16 protein-coding genes are annotated in these 21,973 nt (G+C 34.3%); 14 read left to right on the top strand and 2 right to left on the bottom strand.

Going from position 1 to position 21,973, the window contains the following annotated elements:
* The first annotated feature begins 34 nt into the window (after positions 1 to 34).
* The 4 genes from Q4500_RS05740 (at position 35) to Q4500_RS05725 (ending at position 5,947) form a co-directional block, all read left to right on the top strand.
* Complete coding sequence (locus Q4500_RS05740) at positions 35 to 1,189, top strand: cystathionine gamma-synthase (protein WP_303598762.1); 1,155 nt, start codon at positions 35 to 37, stop codon at positions 1,187 to 1,189.
* Positions 1,190 to 1,349: 160 nt separating this feature from the next.
* Positions 1,350 to 2,693: an NADP-specific glutamate dehydrogenase gene (gene gdhA, locus Q4500_RS05735; protein WP_303598761.1), complete on the top strand. Its 1,344-nt coding sequence runs from the start codon at positions 1,350 to 1,352 to the stop codon at positions 2,691 to 2,693.
* Positions 2,694 to 2,814: 121 nt separating this feature from the next.
* Positions 2,815 to 3,543, top strand: a complete 729-nt coding sequence (recO, locus tag Q4500_RS05730) for a DNA repair protein RecO (RefSeq protein ID WP_303598760.1) — start codon at positions 2,815 to 2,817, stop codon at positions 3,541 to 3,543.
* A complete protein-coding gene (locus Q4500_RS05725; RefSeq protein ID WP_303598759.1) occupies positions 3,536 to 5,947 on the top strand; it encodes a TonB-dependent siderophore receptor in 2,412 nt (803 codons plus the stop codon). Before recO ends, Q4500_RS05725 begins: the two co-directional genes overlap by 8 nt.
* Positions 5,948 to 6,003: 56 nt before the next feature.
* Here the strand turns inward: Q4500_RS05725 and Q4500_RS05720 are convergent, their stop codons facing one another.
* Positions 6,004 to 6,387 carry a hypothetical protein gene (locus Q4500_RS05720; protein ID WP_303598758.1) on the bottom strand — a complete coding sequence of 128 codons (384 nt, stop codon included), beginning with the start codon at positions 6,385 to 6,387 and terminating at the stop codon, positions 6,004 to 6,006.
* A 187-nt stretch (positions 6,388 to 6,574) separates the two neighbouring features.
* Between Q4500_RS05720 and ileS the strand changes: the two genes are divergently transcribed.
* The 4 genes from ileS to Q4500_RS05700 all read left to right on the top strand — a co-directional run bounded on the left by ileS (position 6,575) and on the right by Q4500_RS05700 (position 11,707).
* Positions 6,575 to 9,973, top strand: a complete 3,399-nt coding sequence (gene ileS, locus Q4500_RS05715) for an isoleucine--tRNA ligase (protein ID WP_303598757.1) — start codon at positions 6,575 to 6,577, stop codon at positions 9,971 to 9,973.
* Between the two features lie 3 nt (positions 9,974 to 9,976).
* Positions 9,977 to 10,360 carry a TraR/DksA C4-type zinc finger protein gene (locus Q4500_RS05710; protein ID WP_303598756.1) on the top strand — a complete coding sequence of 128 codons (384 nt, stop codon included), beginning with the start codon at positions 9,977 to 9,979 and terminating at the stop codon, positions 10,358 to 10,360.
* A 102-nt stretch (positions 10,361 to 10,462) separates the two neighbouring features.
* On the top strand, positions 10,463 to 11,020 hold the full coding sequence (locus Q4500_RS05705) for a DUF4097 family beta strand repeat-containing protein (RefSeq protein WP_303598755.1): 558 nt from the start codon (positions 10,463 to 10,465) through the stop codon (positions 11,018 to 11,020).
* 33 nt (positions 11,021 to 11,053) lie between these two features.
* Positions 11,054 to 11,707, top strand: coding sequence for a lipoprotein signal peptidase (locus Q4500_RS05700; protein WP_303598754.1), 654 nt, complete (start codon positions 11,054 to 11,056; stop codon positions 11,705 to 11,707).
* Here the strand turns inward: Q4500_RS05700 and Q4500_RS05695 are convergent.
* A complete protein-coding gene (locus Q4500_RS05695) occupies positions 11,704 to 12,273 on the bottom strand; it encodes a 5-formyltetrahydrofolate cyclo-ligase (protein ID WP_303598753.1) in 570 nt (189 codons plus the stop codon). The genes Q4500_RS05700 and Q4500_RS05695 overlap by 4 nt on opposite strands.
* A 490-nt stretch (positions 12,274 to 12,763) precedes the next feature.
* Here Q4500_RS05695 and uvrC point away from each other — a divergent pair, with 490 nt between their 5' ends.
* The 6 genes from uvrC to pgi all read left to right on the top strand — a co-directional run bounded on the left by uvrC (position 12,764) and on the right by pgi (position 21,848).
* The gene (uvrC, locus tag Q4500_RS05690; protein ID WP_303598752.1) at positions 12,764 to 14,557 is read left to right on the top strand and encodes an excinuclease ABC subunit UvrC; all 1,794 of its coding nucleotides are present in this window, start codon (positions 12,764 to 12,766) and stop codon (positions 14,555 to 14,557) included.
* Positions 14,535 to 16,826: a patatin-like phospholipase family protein gene (locus Q4500_RS05685; RefSeq protein WP_303598751.1), complete on the top strand. Its 2,292-nt coding sequence runs from the start codon at positions 14,535 to 14,537 to the stop codon at positions 16,824 to 16,826. Before uvrC ends, Q4500_RS05685 begins: the two co-directional genes overlap by 23 nt.
* Before the next feature lie 344 nt (positions 16,827 to 17,170).
* Positions 17,171 to 17,950, top strand: a complete 780-nt coding sequence (locus Q4500_RS05680) for a DUF3108 domain-containing protein (RefSeq protein ID WP_303598750.1) — start codon at positions 17,171 to 17,173, stop codon at positions 17,948 to 17,950.
* 7 nt (positions 17,951 to 17,957) lie between these two features.
* The gene (locus Q4500_RS05675; RefSeq protein WP_303598749.1) at positions 17,958 to 18,929 is read left to right on the top strand and encodes a tryptophan 2,3-dioxygenase family protein; all 972 of its coding nucleotides are present in this window, start codon (positions 17,958 to 17,960) and stop codon (positions 18,927 to 18,929) included.
* Positions 18,929 to 20,224 carry a peptidoglycan DD-metalloendopeptidase family protein gene (locus tag Q4500_RS05670; protein ID WP_303598748.1) on the top strand — a complete coding sequence of 432 codons (1,296 nt, stop codon included), beginning with the start codon at positions 18,929 to 18,931 and terminating at the stop codon, positions 20,222 to 20,224. The genes Q4500_RS05675 and Q4500_RS05670 overlap by 1 nt, the downstream gene beginning before the upstream one ends.
* On the top strand, positions 20,211 to 21,848 hold the full coding sequence (gene pgi, locus Q4500_RS05665; RefSeq protein ID WP_303598747.1) for a glucose-6-phosphate isomerase: 1,638 nt from the start codon (positions 20,211 to 20,213) through the stop codon (positions 21,846 to 21,848). The genes Q4500_RS05670 and pgi overlap by 14 nt, the downstream gene beginning before the upstream one ends.
* Positions 21,849 to 21,973: the final 125 nt, after the last annotated feature.

Raw genomic sequence — 21,973 nt, 5'->3', positions numbered from 1 at the left:
GATAACAATACATTTGTGTTATAAATACTTGAATATGACCTCTAAAAATCTAAAGTTCAATACGAAAACCATACATGGTGGTCAGCAACCAGATGAAGCATATGGTGCTGTTATGCCACCTATATATCAAACATCAACATATGCCCAAACTACACCTGGTGGTCATAAAGGTTATCAATATTCTAGAAGTGCCAACCCTACACGAACTGCTTTAGAAAATTCTTTGGCAAGTATAGAGGGTGGTGAATTTGGTTTAGCCTTTGGTAGTGGTATTGCAGCGATTGACGCGGTCATTAAATTGTTAGCCCCTGGTGATGAAGTAATTTCAACAGATGACCTTTATGGAGGGACTTATAGAATATTCAAAAAGATATTTGAAAAGTTTGGTATAGTCTTCCATTTTGTAGGTATGCAAGGCACGGATGCTGTACGTGATAAAATCAATTCTAAAACAAAGTTGATTTGGGTAGAAACACCTACCAACCCAATGATGAATATTATAGATATAAAAGCAGTAGCTGCCTTAACTAAAGATACAGATATAATGTTAGCAGTAGATAATACCTTTGCTACGCCTTATTTGCAATTACCGTTAGAACTGGGAGCAGATATTGTAATGCACTCAGCGACCAAATATCTTGGTGGTCATAGCGATACGGTTGTTGGAGCATTAGTGGTCAAAGACAAAGAATTAGCCGATAAACTTTATTTTATACAAAATGCCAGTGGTGCCGTTTGCGGACCTATGGATAGTTTCTTGGTCTTGAGAGGAATAAAAACACTGCATTTACGTATGCAACGCCATTGTGAAAATGGTAGAGCGATTGCAGAATACCTTAAAAGCAATCCTAAAATAGAAAAAGTCTACTGGCCAGGTTTCGAAGACCATCCTAATTATTATATCGCAAAAGAACAGATGAAAGATTTTGGTGGTATGATCTCTTTTGTGCCCAAAGGTGGTAGTTATGACGATGCAATTAAGATTGTAGAAAGGTTACAGGTTTTTACATTGGCAGAGTCTTTAGGTGGCGTAGAAAGTCTGGCAGGTCATCCTGCAAGTATGACCCATGCAAGTATTCCAAAAGAAGAACGACTTAGAAGCGGAGTGGTTGATTCGTTAATTAGATTAAGTGTTGGTATTGAAGATATTGATGATTTAATAGCAGATTTAGAACAAGCGATAGAATAAATGACCAAATGTTAAATTAAATGTAGCAAGAATAGGTAGTTTGTTGTCAAAACAACAATTTTTATCGATTTTTAAAAAAATAAGCTATCAAATTACACAAATAGCATAATTTTGACGTTATACTTTGAAATCAATAATTTAAATAAGTTTAAAAGGCTTTATGGAGAATAAAATAAAAGCATTTATGGATGAGGTTATTGCCAGAAATGGTCACGAACCAGAATTCATACAAGCGGTGCAAGAAGTTGCAGAAACGGTTATACCATATATTGCAAATCAAGACATATATAATGGTAAGAACATTCTTTTAAGAATGGTAGAACCAGAACGTTTAATTTCATTTAGGGTAGCGTGGGTTGATGATGCAGGTGAAATTCATGTAAACCGTGGGTATAGAATACAAATGAACTCGGCAATAGGTCCATACAAAGGAGGATTGCGTTTTCACCCAACCGTAAATGCGAGTATCTTAAAATTCTTAGCTTTTGAGCAAGTATTTAAGAACAGTCTTACAACATTGCCAATGGGTGGTGGTAAAGGTGGTTCTGATTTTGATCCAAAAGGAAAATCTGATGATGAGGTAATGCGTTTTTGCCATGCCTTCATGTTAGAACTAAATAGACATATTGGTCCAAATACAGATGTACCTGCTGGTGATATTGGTGTTGGTGCACGTGAAATTGGGTTCCTTTTTGGCATGTACAAAAAGATACGTAATGAGTTTACCGGTGTTTTAACTGGTAAAGGTCTTTCTTGGGGTGGTTCTAAAATTAGACCAGAAGCTACAGGTTACGGTACTGTGTATTTTGCACAAAGTATGCTAAAAACAAAAAACGAAACTTTTGAAGGCAAAACAGTTGTAATTTCTGGGTCAGGAAATGTTGCTCAGTATGCAGCTGAAAAAGCAATTTTATTAGGGGCTAAAGTGGTAACACTTTCAGATTCTAGCGGATATATCTATGACAAAGATGGCATCAATGATGAGAAGCTTGCTTTTGTAATGGATCTTAAGAATAACAGAAGAGGACGTATTTCTGAGTATGCAGATAAATATGCTTCTGCTGAATTTCATAAAGGAAAAACACCTTGGGAAGTAAAATGTGATATTGCATTACCATGTGCTACCCAAAATGAGTTGGATCAAGATGATGCTAAAAAGCTATTGAAAAATGGATGTATGTGTGTTGCAGAAGGTGCTAATATGCCTTGTGATACAGATGCTGTTCATGAATTCAATAACGCAAAAATATTGTTTGCGCCAGGTAAAGCTTCAAATGCAGGTGGTGTTGCAACGTCAGGTCTAGAAATGTCTCAGAATTCATTAAGAATTAGCTGGACACGTGAAGAGGTTGATGAGCGTTTAAAAGATATTATGGAAGACATTCACGATTCTTGTATAGAATACGGTAAAGAAGAAGATGGTTTCTGTAACTATGTAAAAGGAGCCAACATTGCTGGTTTCGTTAAGGTAGCCGATGCCATGTTAGCACAGGGTGTTATCTAGAACTTAAGTTTACCATAACAAACATATAATACGAGACTCTATTTTTAGGGTCTCGCATTTTTTTATGCAAGGTTGTCAACAAGCTTCAATCAACTATCTTTGTTGAAATAGATGTTCTAATATGCAGGTGACCACAAAGGCTATAATATTTTCTGCACTTAAATATGGCGATACAAGTCTTATTGTCAAGGCCTTTACAGCATCAGATGGTATAAAATCATATTTATTACGAGGGGTGTTATCTTCAAAGAAAGGAAAATTAAAAACTGCCTATTTTCAGCCTTTAACACAGTTAGAAATTGTTGCCAATCATAAAAATAAGGGCACATTAGAGACCCTTAAAGAAGCAAAGGTTTTTTATCACTATCAAACTTTATATGCAGACATGGCTAAAAATGCAATGACCTTATTTTTAGCAGAGCTATTAGGTAATAGCATACGGGAAGAAGAGAAAAATGAAGATTTGTTCCAGTTTTTAGAAGCATCGTTACAATGGCTAGATATGCATAAAGAAGTGGCTAATTTTCATCTCTATTTTATGTTGTCATTGACACGCTTTTTAGGTTTTTATCCAGATGTATATCAGATAGATAAGCCCTATTTCGATTTGTTAGAAGGGGAGTTTGCTGCCGTTGAATCATTGAACCCAATGTTAAGAGGTGAGAATATTTATTATTTCAAGACCTTATTGGGCACAAATTTTGATGCAATGCATACCGTGAAGATGAAAAAAAATAATCGCCAAGAATTACTGAAATCTTTAATCCTTTATTTTGAATTGCATTTACAAGGTTTTAGAAAACCAAAGTCGCTTGCCGTTTTAAATGATGTTTTTAATACGTATGTATAAGTATCTATTTATAGCACTTTTTTTATGTTGTTATTTTGGCAATGCTCAAGAAATTATCGTGCTAGATGCCGATAGTGGTGAGGAGGTTTCCAATGTTGCCGTATACAACAAAGATAAATCTAAGATTGCACTATCGAACTTCGATGGGGTTTTTGATGCTTCTGTATTTACAAGTAAAGAACGCATTACACTAAAGCATATTGGTTATCAAGAATTTAAAACCACTAAGCTGCAATTACAAAGACAAGGTAATAGCGCCTACTTGATTATGAAGGCTCAGCAATTAGATGAAGTGGTAATGTCCGTTTCTAAATGGGAGCAACAAAAAAGAGATATACCCAATAGAATAGTTTCTTTAGATGCAAGGTCAATTGCTTTTTCTGCACCACAAACGGCGGCAGATTTACTTCAAAATAGCGGTAAAGTATTCGTGCAAAAAAGCCAAATGGGTGGTGGTAGTCCAATGATTCGTGGGTTTGCTACTAATAGATTACTACTATCTGTTGATGGGGTAAGAATGAACAACGCCATATTTAGAGGTGGTAATGTGCAAAATGTAATATCTGTTGATCCCTTCACAATTAAGAATACAGAGGTTATTTTCGGTCCGGGTTCGGTTATATATGGTAGTGATGCAATAGGCGGGGTTATGAACTTTTACACTAAAAAACCCATGTTATCGCAGAATGATAGCCTTTTGGTACACGGTAATGCCAATTATAGATTTGCATCGGCGAATATGGAGAATACCGTACATGCAGATATTAACCTAGGTAAAAAAACATGGTCTTCACTTACAAGTATGACGTATAATAATTTTCAAGATTTAAGAATGGGTTCTCATGGACCAGATTCTTATTTAAGAAATACATACGTGCAAACTGTAAATGGTATTGATGAATTGGCAGAAAATGATTCACCAAAAAAACAAGTACCAACAGGATATGATCAAATAAATTTCATGCAAAAATTTCTGTTTAAACCCAATACAAAATGGGATTTGAACTTAGGTGCCTATTATACTGAAACATCTAATTATTCTAGATATGACCGTCTAATTAGGCCAACAAGTGACGGTTTGGGGTTGCGTTCTGCAGAATGGTACTACGGTCCACAGAAGTGGTTTATGGGGAATGCGCAAGTACAGAAAAAAGGAAATGGAAAAGTATATGATGGTTTAAAACTAGGCTTGGCATATCAGCATTTTGAAGAAAGTAGAATTAATAGAGATTTTCAAGATGAGATAAGAAATACAACCAAAGAAAAAGTAGATGCGGTAAACTTTAATATTGATTTGGAGAATAAGAAGATTGGCGATTTCAGACTGTATTATGGTACTGAGTATATATATAATAAAGTAAGGTCAGATGGTTTTGATTTAAATATTAATACTGACGAAAAAACCGATGCTGCATCACGCTACCCAGATGGTTCAACTTGGCAAAGCTTGGCTGGGTATGTAAATGGCGAATACAAAGCAAAACCTAATTTTACGATCATGTCTGGTTTGCGATATAGCCATGTATGGGTTGACGCTGTATTCGATGATACTTTTTATGATTTTCCGTTTGAGACTGCAGATTTAAGTACAGGGGCATTAACTGGTAGTTTAGGTTTCAGTTGGTTCCCTAGAGCCAATCTACAGGTTACTTTAAATGGATCAACAGGTTTTAGAGCTCCTAATATAGATGATGTCGGTAAGATTTTTGATTCTGAACCAGGGTCGGTGGTCGTGCCAAATCCTGATTTAGAGCCTGAGTATGCTTATAATGCTGAAATAGGCGTACAGCGAAATATAAACGATAAGATTATATTAAAGGGTGCAGCATATTACACGTATTTAGTAGACGCTTTGGTACGTAGAGATTTTAGTTACAATGGGGTTTCTGAAATTGAATATGGTGGCGAGTTAAGTAACGTACAGGCAATTCAAAATGCAGCTAAAGCCTATGTTTATGGTTTTGAGTTTGGGTTAGAGGCATATTTGACCGAGCAATGGTCATTATCATCTAACTTAACGTTTACAGAAGGTGTGGAAGAGGAAGATGATGGTTCTGAAACTCCCGCACGTCATGCAGCACCAACCTTTGGGGACTTTCATATCGTATGGAAAAATCAAAGACTACGAACAGATTTGTTCTTGAATTATAATGGAGAAATAGCGTATGATGATCTTGCAGTTTCAGAACAGTCTAAAGAGTACATTTATGCTACAGATGAAAATGGAAATCCGTTTGCGCCATCTTGGTACACTTTAAATTTTCGTTCTCAATATGATGTAACCAATAGATTTAAGGTAACCGCTAGTATAGAGAATTTAACTGATCAACGGTATAGAACATATTCTTCTGGTTTAGTTGCGCCAGGGTTAAATATTATTCTTGGTATAGGCTATCATTTTTAAACAAAAAAAGACCCGGTATTAGCGGGTCTTTTTAATTTATAAAAAAAAGGATATTGTTAGTGTTTAATCGCCTTTTTTGCATCTTCAGCTTTTTGAGCTGCTTTGTCAGCTGCATCATTAGCTGCATCTTTTACGTCATTACCTGCTTCTTTAGCAGCATCCATACCGTCTTGACCTGCTTTCTTAGCGGCATCCATAGTATCTTCACCAGCTTTCTTAGCAGCGTCTATACCTTCTTGACCAGCTTCTTTTACTGAATCAGCAGCATCACCAGCAGCATCCATTGCACCTTCGCCAGCTTCTTTTAAATCGTCACCAGCATTTTCTAATGCAGCTCCTGCTTCTTCAGTTGCAGCTTTAGCTTTATCAGCTGCATCTCTACAAGAAACAGATAAACTAAGTGCTAAAATTGCTAATGATCCTAAAATTACTTTTTTCATTTGTGTAAACTTAAATGGTTAATTGTTCGTGGTAATATACGTAGAAATTTAACTTTTGGATGTTTTTGATCTAAATAAATCCATTAATACATGGTTTATAGGTATTTCAGTACACTCAATACACTCCTCTTTGATCAAAATTTTATAATTTTGCAGCCTTTTAAACCCAGTACTATAAGCATTTTGTATGAAGTTCACAGAATATCAAGGATTGAATTTACCAAAGGTCGCAGAAGAAATACTTGACTACTGGTCAAAGAATGCCATTTTTGAAAAAAGTATATCTACTCGAGAGGGTAAAGATAGTTATGTATTCTATGAAGGTCCACCATCGGCAAACGGTATGCCAGGTATTCATCATGTAATGGCTAGAACCATTAAAGATATCTTCCCAAGATATAAAACCATGAAAGGTTTTCAAGTAAAACGTAAAGCTGGTTGGGATACTCATGGTCTTCCTATTGAATTAGGTGTTGAGAAAGAACTGGGTATTACTAAAGAAGATATAGGAGTTAAAATTTCTGTAGAAGAATATAATGCTGCTTGTAAAAAAGCGGTAATGAGATATACCGATGTTTGGAATTCGATGACCGAACAAGTTGGGTATTGGGTAGATATGGAAGATCCGTACATTACCTATAAGTCCAAATACATGGAAACTGTTTGGTGGTTATTAAAACAGATATATTCAAAAGATTTAATATATAAGGGTTATACCATACAGCCATATTCACCAAAGGCAGGAACTGGGTTAAGTTCTCATGAGCTAAATCAACCAGGTACCTACCAGGATGTGACGGATACTACGGTAACTGCTCAGTTTAAAGCTGTCGAAGAAACATTACCAGATTTCTTACAGAACGAAGGCACAGTTTACTTTTTAGCTTGGACGACTACCCCTTGGACATTACCTTCGAATACAGCATTGACTGTAGGTTCTAAAATTGATTATGTATTAGTTGAATCTTACAATCAATACACTTTTGAGCCTATGAATGTTGTACTTGCCAAGAACTTGGTAGGCAAACAATTCTCTGGTAAGTTCAAAGAAGTATCAGAGAAGGCTGAGTTATTAGAATACAAGTCTGGTGACAAAAAAATTCCTTTTTATGTTGTAAAAGAGTTTAAGGGAAAAGATTTGTTGGGTGTTCGTTATGAGCAGTTAATGGATTATGTGCTTCCTTATGAAAATGCAGAAAATGCTTTCAGAATAATTGCTGGTGATTTTGTAACTACCGAAGATGGTACAGGTATCGTCCATACCGCACCTACTTTTGGTGCAGATGATGCTTTTGTGGCTAAGCAGGCAGTTCCAGAAATACCACCAATGTTAGTGTTAGATGAAAATGCAAACTTGGTTCCTTTAGTTGACTTGCAAGGTAGGTTTAGACCAGAGTTAAAAGAATTGGGTGGTAAGTATGTTAAAAACGAATATTATGAAGATGGTGAAGCACCAGAACGTTCTATAGATGTTGAAATTGCCATTAAACTAAAAGAAGAAAATAAAGCCTTTAAGGTAGAAAAGTATGTGCATAGTTACCCAAACTGTTGGCGTACAGATAAACCAATATTATATTACCCATTAGATTCTTGGTTTATTAAAGTGACCGATGTAAAGGATAGAATGTTTGAGTTGAACCAAACTATTAACTGGAAACCAAAAGCAACTGGTGAAGGTAGATTTGGTAATTGGTTGGCGAATGCAAATGACTGGAACCTATCTAGGTCTCGTTATTGGGGTATTCCATTGCCAATTTGGAGAACGGAAGATGGTAAGGAAGAAATAATAATAGGTTCGGTTGCAGAGCTAAAGTCAGAAATGACTAAAGCAGTTGAAGCGGGGGTATTGGAAAAAGATATTTATGCAGATTTCGTAGTCGACGATATGTCTGATGCGAACTACGATAAAATAGATTTACATAAGAACATTGTTGATCAGATTACATTAGTGTCTTCATCAGGCAAACCAATGAAGCGTGAAAGTGATCTAATTGATGTTTGGTTTGATAGTGGTTCTATGCCTTATGCCCAGTGGCATTACCCATTTGAAAACAAAGAATTGATAGATGAAGGAAAGACATTTCCTGCAGATTTTATAGCAGAAGGTGTTGACCAGACACGTGGCTGGTTCTATACCTTGCATGCAATTGCAACTATGGTATTTGATTCAGTTGCGTATAAAAATGTTGTTTCTAACGGTCTCGTTTTAGATAAAGAAGGTAAGAAAATGTCTAAGCGATTAGGTAATGCAGTAGATCCTTTTGAAACCATGAACGAGCATGGTGCAGATGCTACAAGGTGGTATATGATCAGTAATGCCAACCCTTGGGATAACCTAAAGTTCGATACAGAAGGTATCGCTGAGGTAAAGCGCAAGTTCTTTGGCACCTTATATAATACCTATTCCTTTTTTAGCTTGTATGCTAATTTAGATAAGTTTACTTATGCCGAAGCAGATGTGCCTATGGCTGAACGTACAGAGATAGACCGTTGGATTTTATCAGAATTAAATTCATTGATTAAAACTGTAGATACGGCATACGACGAGTATGAGCCAACACGTGCTGCAAGAGCAATATCAGATTTTGTTCAAGAGAATCTAAGTAACTGGTATGTGCGTTTGTGTAGAAGACGTTTCTGGAAAGGGGAATATGCTCAAGATAAAATTGCGGCATACCAAACCTTGTATACATGTTTAGATATTGTTGCAAAATTATCAGCACCAATTGCACCATTTTTTATGGATCAATTGTATTTAGATTTGAATAAAGCTACCGTAAAAGATGGTTTTGAAAGTGTGCATTTGGCAAATTTTCCTGTTGCAGATGAGTCACTTATTGATAAAAGTTTAGAAGTTAAAATGCAGAAAGCGCAAATAATTTCTTCTTTAGTATTATCAATCCGTCAGAAAGAGAAAATAAAAGTGCGTCAGCCATTGCAGAAAATAATGATTCCTGTGTTAGATAATAAAGACAGGGAAGAAATTGAAGCAGTGTCAGAATTAATAAAATCTGAAGTTAACGTTAAGGAAATTCAACTGCTAGATGATGCATCTGGAATATTGGTAAAACGTATTAAGCCTAATTTCAAGACTTTAGGTCCAAAATTTGGTAAAGAAATGAAGCAAATTGCTCAAGTTGTCAATGGTTTTGATCAGAATGACATCCAAAAAATTGAGCAGGATGGCGAATTAACAATCCAATTAGAAAATAAAAGTATTACTTTACAGTTACAAGATGTAGAAATCTCTTCTCAAGATATTGAAGGTTGGATGGTAGCGACCTCTGGTAAATTAACTGTTGCCTTAGATGTGACAATTAATGAAGAGTTGAGAAATGAAGGAATTGCAAGAGAGTTGGTTAACAGAATTCAGAATATTAGAAAAGATTCTGGTTTTGAGGTGACAGATAAAATTGCGATCAAAATATTAAAAGACGGTTTTGTTGAAGTTGCTGTAAAGAATAATGTAGAGTATATTAAGACAGAGACTTTAACGGCTGAGTTAAATTTTGTAGAAAAATTGGACAAAGGCATAGAAATTGCTTTTGACGAGGTGATTACTAAATTGTTTATTGAAAAACATTAAAAGATGGCAGAAGATTTAAAAGTAAGGTATTCTGATAAAGATTTGGCAGAATTCAAAGTATTGATCGAAGAGAAGATAGAAAAGGCAAAAAGCCATTTAGAGCTCTTGAAAAGTGCTTATATGAACGATGGTAATAATGGTACCGATGATACGTCGCCTACTTTCAAAGCATTTGAAGAAGGTTCAGAAACCATGAGTAAAGAGGCAAATACGCAATTGGCTATAAGGCAAGAAAAGTTTATTCGTGACCTTAAGAATGCGATGTTACGTATAGAAAATAAAACCTTTGGTGTGTGTCGTGTTACAGGTAAATTAATTAATAAAGAGCGGTTAAAACTTGTGCCACATGCTACATTAAGTATTGAAGCTAAAAATATGCAGTCATAATTAAAACGCCTTTAGGGGCGTTTTTTAATAGCTATTATTTTGAAAGTTTCCCTATTATATTTCGTGATTTTATTTTCTATTGGGCTCAGTGCGCAAAAGAAAATGTACGAAAATATTTTAGCAAATCATATAAGTTTAATACAGGTAGATGCTACTAACTGCTTTGTTGTAGAAGTGCAAACAGGTGAGTGTAATGAAATTAGTATTGTAGCAGAAATGGAGGGTGAATATAGTCAAGACCTAGATTTAGAAGTCTCAACTAATGGTTCTTCCCTTTTTGTGGAAACAGGCTTTACTCCGAATTTCGAAAATCCTAATGATAAACTAAGTGCTCATAAAGTAATTTCAATTTCATTGAAATTAAGAATTCCTTCTTATAAAAATCTAGAAATCTATGGTACGAATACCAGGGTAGTGTTAGATGGGGAGTATAATGAATTACATGTATCATTATCAGACGGCATATGCGTGTTAAATAATATAGAGGCCGAAGCTGAAATAAAATCTCAAAGTGGTAATATTAAGGTCTATTCTGCAGCAGCTGCAATAAGTGCTACAAGTAAGTACGGGGAGGTTTCTGCTAATCTCATACCAAAAGGAAATTCTACTTTTATACTAGAAACTATTACCGGAAATATAGATCTCATTAAAACCGAATAATATTTATATTTTTGCGCTCATTGATTAAAGCCCATGAACATTAAAAAATCTGTACTGTTTATTCTATTGATATTAATTATTGATCAATGGAGTAAGATTTATATAAAGACCCATTTCGTTTTGGGTGAGTCGGTTGAAGTATTTAACTGGTTTAAAATACTGTTCATTGAAAATGAAGGTGCTGCTTGGGGTGCAAAACTTAGTGATGTTTTGCCTATTTCAGATAACATCGGAAAATTAGTTTTAACGGTATTTCGACTATTTGCCATTTTCGGTATAGGGTATTGGCTTTTTGATGTCATTAAGAAAAAGGCGTCGAATACCTTAATTTGGGCGGTTTCATTAATTTTTGCTGGAGCATTGGGTAATATTTTGGACTCCGTTTTTTATGGGGCTATTTTTAATGAAAGTTATAATGAGGTCGCAACCTTATTTTCTGATGAACCTTATGGTAAGTTATTTTATGGTAAGGTAGTAGATATGTTATATTTTCCAATGGTAGATTCTACTTGGCCTACTTGGATGCCAATAATAGGCGGGCAGAATTTTAGATTTTTTGAACCAGTTTTCAATATTGCCGATACTGCAATAAGTACAGGTGTGGGTATATTATTAGTGTTTAATAAAAGAGCATTTAATAAAGAAGATGAGGCGCCGGTACAAGAAGTAGAAAGTCTACAAGATTAAGACGTTTTAAAAGAATAGGTTTTATTAGGCGTTACGCAATAGTCGAGAGGTATATCTGTAGCGTCAACATCATCGATACTATGTTCAGCTTCAAAGAAAGATAATCCAATTTTTATGACATCTTCTTTGCAATCACTGAGAAATCGGTCATAAAATCCTTTTCCGTATCCTATTCTGTTTCCTAATTCGTCAAACGCTAAAAGCGGAATAAAAACAACATCTAATTTTTTGGGTTCAATAGTAATACCATCTACAGGTTCTGGTATATTTAGGGTATTGGTCGTAAATTTTGTGTTGTCGGTAAGCAGAAAATGTACTAATTGTGTAGAAGATTTAATTTTCGGAACAATGACATTTTTATCTAAACCTAGAAGTATTGAGATAATACCTTCTGTATTTATCTCAGCCTTCTGTTCTATAGGTAAAAATATGTGGAAATACGAATTACTCCATATTGGCAATTGCAAAACTGAATTCGCAATTGCTATACTTTGAGAAGATAATTGAGAGGGTGTTAGGGAACTACGTAATCTTGAATATTTTATGCGTAAATCTTTCTTCAACATTGTGAAGTGATTTTAACATATTGATATTTCAATTTATTCTTTACCTGCAACAGCAAAAAATACCTTAAAAAATAACATTAAAATAAGGTAAGTTCCTAAAGTGATGATATAACTATCCATAATATTTGTATTGTAAATGAACCAATAATTGTTGTTGTTGTGTTAAAAATAGGTAAAATAATTAATACAAGCTCTTTAAACGGCACTTTTTTATCGTTGAAATGCACTTTTTTATAAAAAAATTAACAGTTTCATTCATATAACGTCACATAGAAACAATTAATTGTCTGAAAATCAAAGATTTAAATATATGTATATTTTTTCAAATTATTAATACAATAATATGAGTTGGGTAATATTATTTAGATGAAAAAATATAGGTCTATTAAATATCATATTCATAATTTCTTAAAAAAATATTGTAATTAGAATTTACGTATGTGGTGTAATACCAAATCAGTTTTATAGACTAAATTAGTGGTATCAAATTATGACAGAAATTCCCATAAACATACAGCTAAGTGCGTTACCTACCGGTCCGGGAGTATATCAGTTTTACGATAGTAATGACGGTATATTATATGTAGGTAAGGCAAAGAATTTAAAGAAACGAATATCATCCTATTTCAATAAGAATCACGAGTATGGTAAAACTCGGGTTTTAGTCAAAAAGATTCGGTCCATTAAGCATATTGTAGTGCCGACGGAGTCAGATGCGCTTTTGCTAGAGAATAATTTAATTAAAGAATTAAGACCTCGGTATAATGTATTATTAAAGGATGATAAGTCGTACCCTTGGCTTTGTCTTAAGAATGAACGATTTCCAAGATTTTTTCCAACTAGGAGGGTAATTAAAGATGGTTCTGAATATTTTGGTCCTTACACCAGTATGAAAACGGTACGGGTACTGTTAGATTTAATTAAGAGTGTTTATCCGTTAAGAACCTGTAATTATGACTTATCTGCAGAGAAAATTAATGCTGGAAAATACAAAGTGTGCTTAGAATACCATTTGGGTAATTGTAAGGGACCATGTGAGGGGTATCAATCTATAACGGAGTATGACAGACAAATAGATGATATACGTGAAATTGTAAAAGGTAATTTTAAGTCTTCAATAACTTATTTCAAAAGTCAGATGAAAGCATTGGCAGAAGAAATGAAGTTTGAAGAAGCACAAGAAATTAAGGACAAGATAGATGTTCTGGAGAATTATCAGGTGAAATCAACTATCGTAAACCCTAAAATCAGTAATGTTGATGTATTCAGTATAATATCCGATAATGCTTTTGCGTATGTGAATTTTCTTCAGTTGTCACATGGATCTATAATAAGGTCACATACAATGGAGATTAAGAAGAAGCTTGAAGAGAAAGATGAAGATTTACTAGAATTGGCTATTGTTGAAATTAGAGATCGATTTAAATCGGATTCTAAAGAGCTTTATGTACCTTTTAATATCGCAGTATCGCCAGGTTTAAAAGTAACTGTTCCAAAGTTAGGGGATAAAAAACGGATTCTTGATTTGTCTGAGCGTAATGCTAAATTCTTTAGACAAGAACGTTTTAATCAAATTAAGATTATTGACCCTGATCGCCATACGAATAGGATAATGGCGCAAATGAAAAAAGATATTCGTTTATCTGCTGAGCCTAGGCATATAGAATGTTTTGATAACAGTAATATTCAGGGGAGTAATCCTGTTGCGGCATGTGTGGTGTTTAGGGATGGTAAGCCTTCAAAAAAAGAGTATAGACATTATAATATAAAAACGGTTACCGGTCCAGATGATTTTGCGTCAATGGAAGAAGTTGTGTACCGTAGATATAAAAGATTGCAGGAAGAAATGCAGCCACTACCACAGTTAATTGTTATTGATGGCGGAAAGGGTCAATTATCATCAGCTTTAAAAAGTTTAGACCTTTTAGGGTTGAGAAGTAAAATTGCTATTGTGGGTATTGCAAAACGATTAGAGGAGATTTACTTTCCTGAAGACCCCATACCTTTGTATTTAGATAAGAAATCTGAAAGTCTTAAAATAATTCAATATTTACGAAATGAAGCCCATAGATTCGGGATTACATTTCATAGAAACAAAAGAAGTAAAGGAGCTATTAATTCTGAATTAGAAGGTATAGATGGTGTTGGTGAAAAGACAGCACAACAATTATTGAAGAAATTTAAATCGGTAAAACGCATTAAAGAAGCCTCTGTGGAAAGTCTAACTGAAGAAGTGGGGGCTTCAAAAGCAAAAAAGATATATGAATCTTTTCGTAAAGAATAGTTTAGGTAAAATGCCAATGGTGTTATCGGTGCTTTTATTGTGTGCCGGTTCTTTGGTTGCTCAAAATATAGAGGAAAAGAGAAGGCCGAAAATAGGCTTGGTGTTAAGTGGTGGCGGTGCAAAAGGCATGGCGCATATAGGTGCATTAAAAGTTATTGAAGAGGCAGGTGTAGAAATCGATTATATAGGTGGGTCTAGTATGGGGGCCATTGTGGGTGCGTTGTATGCAGCTGGCTATACTGCTAATGAGTTAGATTCTATCTTTAAAGCAACCAATATTGGGTCATTAATTCAAGATAATCTCCCAAGAAGTGCTAAAACTTTTTATGAAAAAGAAGATTCTGAACGTTATTCATTGACGCTGCCCTTCAAGAATTTCAAAGTTACCATGCCTCCTGCTTTCTCAGGAGGACAAAATATATATAATGAGTTTGTTAGGCTACTATATCATGTAAAAGATATTGATGATTTTAATATGTTGCCAACTCCGTTTGTATGTATAGCGACCGATATTGAAACAGGTAAACAGGTAATTTTAAATGCAGGATATCTGCCAGAAGCTATTTTGGCTAGTGGAACATTACCATCTCTTTTTGAGCCTACGGTCATTAATGATAAAGTGTTGATAGATGGTGGTGTAGTTAATAATTACCCTATAGATGAGGTTAGGGCAATGGGCGCCGATATTATAATTGGAGTAGATGTGCAGCATGACTTATCTGATCGGGAAGCCTTGTTATCTGCAACTGAAATTCTATTACAAATTAACAACTATCGTACTGTTGCAGATATGAAGATTAAGGCTAAGAAGACCGATATTTATATAAAACCAAATATAGAAGAGTACTCTGTAATAGATTTCAATAGGTTAGGTGAAATCGTTAAAACAGGTGAGGCTGCCGCAAAATTAAAAATTGACGAGCTAAAGGAGATTGCTACTGGTTATATAAGGGGCAAAAATTCAATATCCGTAATTGGAGAAGATGAGCAGCTTACTGTGAATCGATTGTTGATAGATGGCGATACAGATCATACTAGAGGTTATGTAAAAGGAAAGCTTAGATTTAATTTGGACGAGCCTATTAACTTTAAAAAGTTACAACAAGGGGTTAGTAATTTATCTGCAACAGGTAATTTCAGAACAATCAAGTATAAATTGCTTGATAATTTAAATGGAGGAGAAGATTTAATCTTGCCCTTAGATGAAACTAGAAACACCTCATTTTTGAGGTTAGGGGCTCATTTTGATGATTTGTATAAAAGTGCGGCACTTATAAACCTTACAAAAAGAAGAATACTGTCAAAAGATGATGTAGCTTCTTTTGATTTTATTTTGGGTGATAATATCAGGTATAATTTTGAATATTACATAGATAAAGGTACGTATTGGAGTTTTGGAATCAATTCTAGATTTAATGAATTTGAGCAAGAAATTAATTTTAATTTAATAGAAGACAATTTTGAAGTAGGCACAGGAACGTCACTTAATAGAATTAATTTAAATGTTTCTGATTTTACAAATCAGTTATACGTACAAACTGTAGTTAAAGAGGAGTTTGCGTTTACCCTTGGTGCAGAGTTTAAACATTTACAATATAGTACTAGAGCATTTGCAGATACGCCTAATAGTACGGCTCCTGGTACTACAGCTAGTAATGGTAGAACCTATTTTGAGAGAAGTAATTTTATTAGTGCTTATGGTGGGCTTAAATTAGATACATACGATGACAAGCATTTTCCGTCAAGAGGTCTATATTTTAATGGTGATATGCATTATTATGTATTGTCGTCAGATTTTAACAATAATTTTAAAGATTTTTCTGTGTCTAAAGCTCGCTTGGGCATGGCAATACCTTTAGTGAATAAGCTCTCTATAAATATAGAAACAGAAGGTGGTTTTAAATTAGGAACTTCTAATGTTACCTCTTTTGATTTTCTTCTTGGGGGTTATGGTACTGATTTTATAAATAATTTTGTTCCGTTTGTTGGGTATGACTTTATTAGTTTACCAGGTAACAGTTTTGTGAAAGCTTATGCTAGGTTAGATTATGAATTTGCCCAAAAGAACCATTTATTGTTCAGTGCAAATTTTGCTAATGTAGACGATGATCTATTTAGAACAGGAGATTGGTTCAAGGCACCAACATATTCGGGTTATGGAATAGGGTATGGTCTAGAGTCATTTTTGGGTCCGGTGAACCTAATGTATTCGTGGACACCAGAAATAGATAAGTCTCAATTTTTTGTAAGTATAGGCTACTGGTTCTAAAGATTATTAGCTTGAAAAGCTTAAAATCAACTTTAGATTCTTAATAGTTTCCCAATTATTAATTAGAAGTGTGAATAACTGTTAAGGTTATCATTAAAGTAAGTTAAACCGTACTGTGGGTAGAATAATGTGCCTTAAATTTACACCAGCTAAGGGGTGGTTCCCTTACAACTTTAAGTAGTGGTTTTTCATAATTTAAAGTTTGGTTGGTTATTTAGGAAAAGCCCAGTTTTTAAGCTGGGCTTTTTTTATACAACAATACTTTGGAATAAATTTTGTTTAAGATATTGTAATGAAAGTGATAGAGAAGTATCTATGACTATTTTTACATTAAAATACGGACTATGAAAAAACTATTTTTATTCGCCCTTATCTTAACATATTTTGGTGTCCAAGGTCAAAGTTCTCAGTCTGCATTTAAGACAGGAGAATGGTTAAAGTTTAGAATGCATTATGGTTTTTTAAACGCAAGTTATGCGACCCTACAGGTAAATTCTGCGACTATAGATGATAAATCTGTATATCATGTAGTTGGTCATGGCGAAACAACTGGTGTAGCTAGTTGGTTTTTTAAGGTAGACGATACCTATGAAAGTTATTTTGATAAGCAAGATGGCAAACCATATAGGTTTGTTCGTAAAATTAATGAAGGCGGTTATAAGAAAGATGTAGAAATAAACTTTGATCATAATACATCTAAAGCAGAACTTAATGATAAGAAAAACAAGAAAAAGCTTAATTTTACATTAGAGAACAATATACAGGATCTAATATCCGCTTTTTATTTTTTAAGGAACAACTATAAAACAGAAGACCTTGAAGTAGGAAAAGCGATTACCCTGAAAATGCTTTATGATGATGATGGTATATTCGATTTTAAACTTAAGTTTTTAGGTGTAGAAGTCGTAAACACAAAATATGGTAAAGTAGAATGCTTGAAATTTAGACCCTTAGTACAATCTGGGCGTGTATTTAAAGAGCAAGAAAGTTTATCATTATGGGTTTCGAACGACGACAATCGAATTCCTATAAGAATTAAAGCAGATTTGGCAGTGGGTGCTATAAAAGCAGATATAGATGGGTATAATGGTCTTAAACATCAGTTTAAAATTATAATGGATTAGACCCTAAATGGAAGATAAAGAGAAAATCAAATCCCAAATCTCTAAACTTGAAGAAAAATACAAAGATTCAGGGCAAGATCTAAGCTCTTATTTAGATGGTTTATTGCACCAACGTTATCTTACTTATTGGGATTATATTCACCTAGATACCTTATTAAGTCTACAAGTTCCAAGAACACATTTTCCCGATGAAGAGATTTTCATCATGTATCATCAAATTACCGAACTCTATTTTAAATTGATTTTGCACGAACAAAAACAATTGGTAGATGATAAAAGTAACAACTTAGATTTTTTCATAGAAAAGGTTAGAAGAGTTAATAGTTATTACAAAGTGCTTATATCGTCATTTAGTGTAATGATAAAGGGTATGGAGCGCGAACAGTTTTTGCAATACCGTATGGCTCTGCTGCCAGCAAGTGGTTTTCAATCTGCTCAGTTTAGAATGATTGAACTATATGCTACACCTTTAGAAAATTTAGTACATGTTTCTGAAAGAGCTCAATTTTCTTCAGAATCTACAATAGAGGAATTGTACGAGCATATCTATTGGAAAAAAGGAGCTACAGATTTAACTACGGGAGAGAAAACCTTAACCTTAAAACAGTTTGAGTATCGGTATACGCCTAGGCTTATAAGAATAGCAAAACAGGTAGAGAACGCAACAATATATCATAAATACTTAAGTTTACCCAAAGAGCAGAGAGAAGATAAAACTTTGGTAGATTCTTTGAAGACATTAGACGTGAACGCCAATATAAATTGGCAATTAATGCATATGGGTTCTGCTCATAGGTATTTAAGAAAAGAGAGTGGTGACATAGAGGCTACCGGAGGTACAAATTGGAAAGAATATCTGCCGCCTAGTTTTCAGAAAATCGTCTTTTTTCCAGAATTATACACTGAACTAGAATTAAATAATTGGGGTAAGCAATGGGTAGACCATATGTTGAATCCAGATAAATCAAGAGTAGAATAATGCAGAAGTATTGGGGAATATTATTGGCATTGACTGTTATTGCATCATGCAAAGACGCCGATAATCAGAAAAATGACGTGGCTCAAAATGTTAAGGTCGTTGAAGTGCCAAAAGTGAATGAGAGATTTGGTTTTAATTTAGATGAATTCAATGTTAAGTTAGATACTATCAAATATGGCGATAGTTTTGGCGAATTAATGCAGAAGAATAAAGTCGACTACCCAAAGGTGTTAGCTATTTCAGAGAACTTCAAAGATAGTTTTGACGTTCGTAAAATTCGTGTAGGTAAGCCATACACTATTTTGCAATCTAAAGATACCACTGCGCAAGCTCAGGTGTTTATTTATGAGAACGATCCAATTAATTATACGGTTGTAGATTTACGCGATAGTGTAAATGTATATAAGGATAAGAACAAGGTTAAATTTGTTCAACGAGAAGTTTCGGGTGTAATTGAATCTAGTTTGTCAGAAGCTATATTAGAACAGGGCGTAGATTATAACGTTACGCATAACCTAGCTAATGTGTATGCATGGACAATTGATTTCTCTAGACTACAAAAGAACGATAAGTTTAAGATTATCTATAATGAGAAATTTATAAATGATACGGTATATGCAGGTGCAGAACCTATTGAAGCAGCTTATTTTGAGCATAATGACAAACCTATATATGCCTTCGCTTATGAAAATGATTCTCTAAGAAGTCTGATTGATTACTTTGATGAGAATGCAAATAATTTAAGAAGAACTTTTTTAAGAATGCCTGTTGAGTATGGTAGATTATCTTCTAGGTACAATCTTAAAAGAAGAATAAAATACTACGGTTATAAATTACGACCACATAAAGGAACGGATTATGCGGCACCTATAGGTACGCCAATTATGGCTACAGCAGATGGTACTGTTGTAGAGTCTACAAGAAGAGGTGGTAATGGTAAATATGTTAAAATCAGACATAATGGTACGTATTCAACACAGTATCTACACATGAAAGCCCAAAAGGTAAAGAAGGGTGAGTTTGTGCGTCAAGGAGATGTAATTGGATGGATTGGTATGACTGGTAATACAGGTGGACCACATGTGTGCTATCGCTTTTGGAAAAATGGAAAACAAGTGGATCCATTGCAAGAAGAACTTCCGCAGGCAGAACCTTTACATGACACATTAAAAGAAGAATATTTCGCGTATATCGCAACGTATAAAGAACAGTTAGATTGTATAATCTATCCTAAAGTTTTAATAGAAGACGAAGAGGATTTACTAACACTTAATCAAGAAAATGGCACTAAATAAAATAAACCCACAGCAAACTGATATTTGGAAGAAATTAACGGCTCATTACAAAGAAACTAAAGGTACGCACCTAAGAAGTTTGTTTTCTTCGGATGCAAAAAGAGCTGAAAAATTCACATTACAGTGGAATGATTTTCTTTTTGATTATTCAAAGAACAGAATCTCAGAAGATACAATGAGCATGTTACTTAAATTGGCTGATGAGGTAAATTTAAAAGGAGCTATAAAAGATTATTTTGGTGGAGATCTAATTAACGAAACAGAAGGCAGAGCTGTTTTACATACAGCGCTTCGTGCTAAAAAGGATGATGTTGTTTTGGTTGATGGTGAAAATGTAATGCCAGAGATATATGAGGTAAAAGAACATATTAAAGCATTTACCAACTCTGTAATCAATGGCGAATTAAAAGGATATACTGGTAAAGCATTTACCGATGTAGTAAATATAGGTATTGGTGGATCTGATCTAGGTCCGGCGATGGTAACCGAAGCTTTAAAATTTTATAAGAACCAATTGTCTATACATTTCGTTAGTAATGTAGATGGTGATCATGTTCATGAAATCTTAAAAACATTAGATCCAGAGACAACGTTGTTCGTTGTAGTTTCTAAAACTTTTACAACACAAGAAACATTAAGTAACGCGACTACTATTAAGAAGTGGTTTTTGAATCACGGTACGCAAGAAGATATTGCAAAGCACTTTGCTGCGGTATCAACTAATAGCGAAAAAATTGCTGAATTCGGTATAGACGCTGCGAATGTATTCCCAATGTGGGACTGGGTAGGTGGTAGGTTCTCTTTGTGGAGTGCTGTTGGATTAACAATTGCCTTAGCGGTTGGTTATGATAACTTTGATGCAATGTTACAAGGTGCCAATGAAACCGATGTACATTTTAAGGAAACTGAATTCTCAGAGAACATTCCGGTTGTTATGGCACTAATAAGTGTTTGGTATAATAACTTTTATGGTGCAGAGACAGAGGCAATAATTCCTTATGCACAATATTTAAGTAGATTTTCAGCCTACTTACAGCAAGGTATCATGGAAAGTAATGGAAAAAGTGTAGATAGAGCCGGCAATAAAGTTGGCTACGAAACAGGAACTATTATTTGGGGAGAGCCGGGTACAAATTCTCAGCATGCATTTTTTCAGTTAATACACCAGGGTACTAAATTAATACCTACAGATTTCATAGGTTTTAAACATTCTTTACATGGAGATAAAGATCATCATGATAAGTTGATGGCAAATTATTTTGCCCAGACAGAGGCTTTAATGAATGGTAAAACCAAAGAAGAAGTAGTTGCTGAATTAAAGACTAAAGATTTATCAGAAGCAGAAATCAATAAGTTAGCTCCGTTCAAGGTATTTACAGGTAACAAACCTACTAATACTATTTTAATGGAAAAGTTGACTCCAAAAAGTTTAGGCTCTTTAATTGCTTTATATGAGCATAAGATTTTTGTTCAAGGAGTGATTTGGAACATATTTAGTTATGATCAATGGGGTGTAGAGTTAGGGAAACAGCTTGCTGGTACTATTCTTAATGATATTAACAATTCAGATATTTCTGATCACGATAGCTCTACATTAAGACTTTTGCAATATTTTAAGAAATAATTTCTAATACCATAAACTTCCTATTAAATGGGTAACTATTTCATTTTCACTTAAATCGTGTTTGGTTTTTAGGTATTTTTGTCTTGCTGATTTAACGTTCTCTTAACGTTGGGGGTTTAAAAATA

It is taken from the genome of Maribacter sp. 1_MG-2023 (assembly GCF_030547005.1).
Taxonomy (GTDB): Bacteria; Bacteroidota; Bacteroidia; order Flavobacteriales; family Flavobacteriaceae; genus Maribacter.
This window is presented reverse-complemented; position numbering and strand designations above follow the sequence as displayed.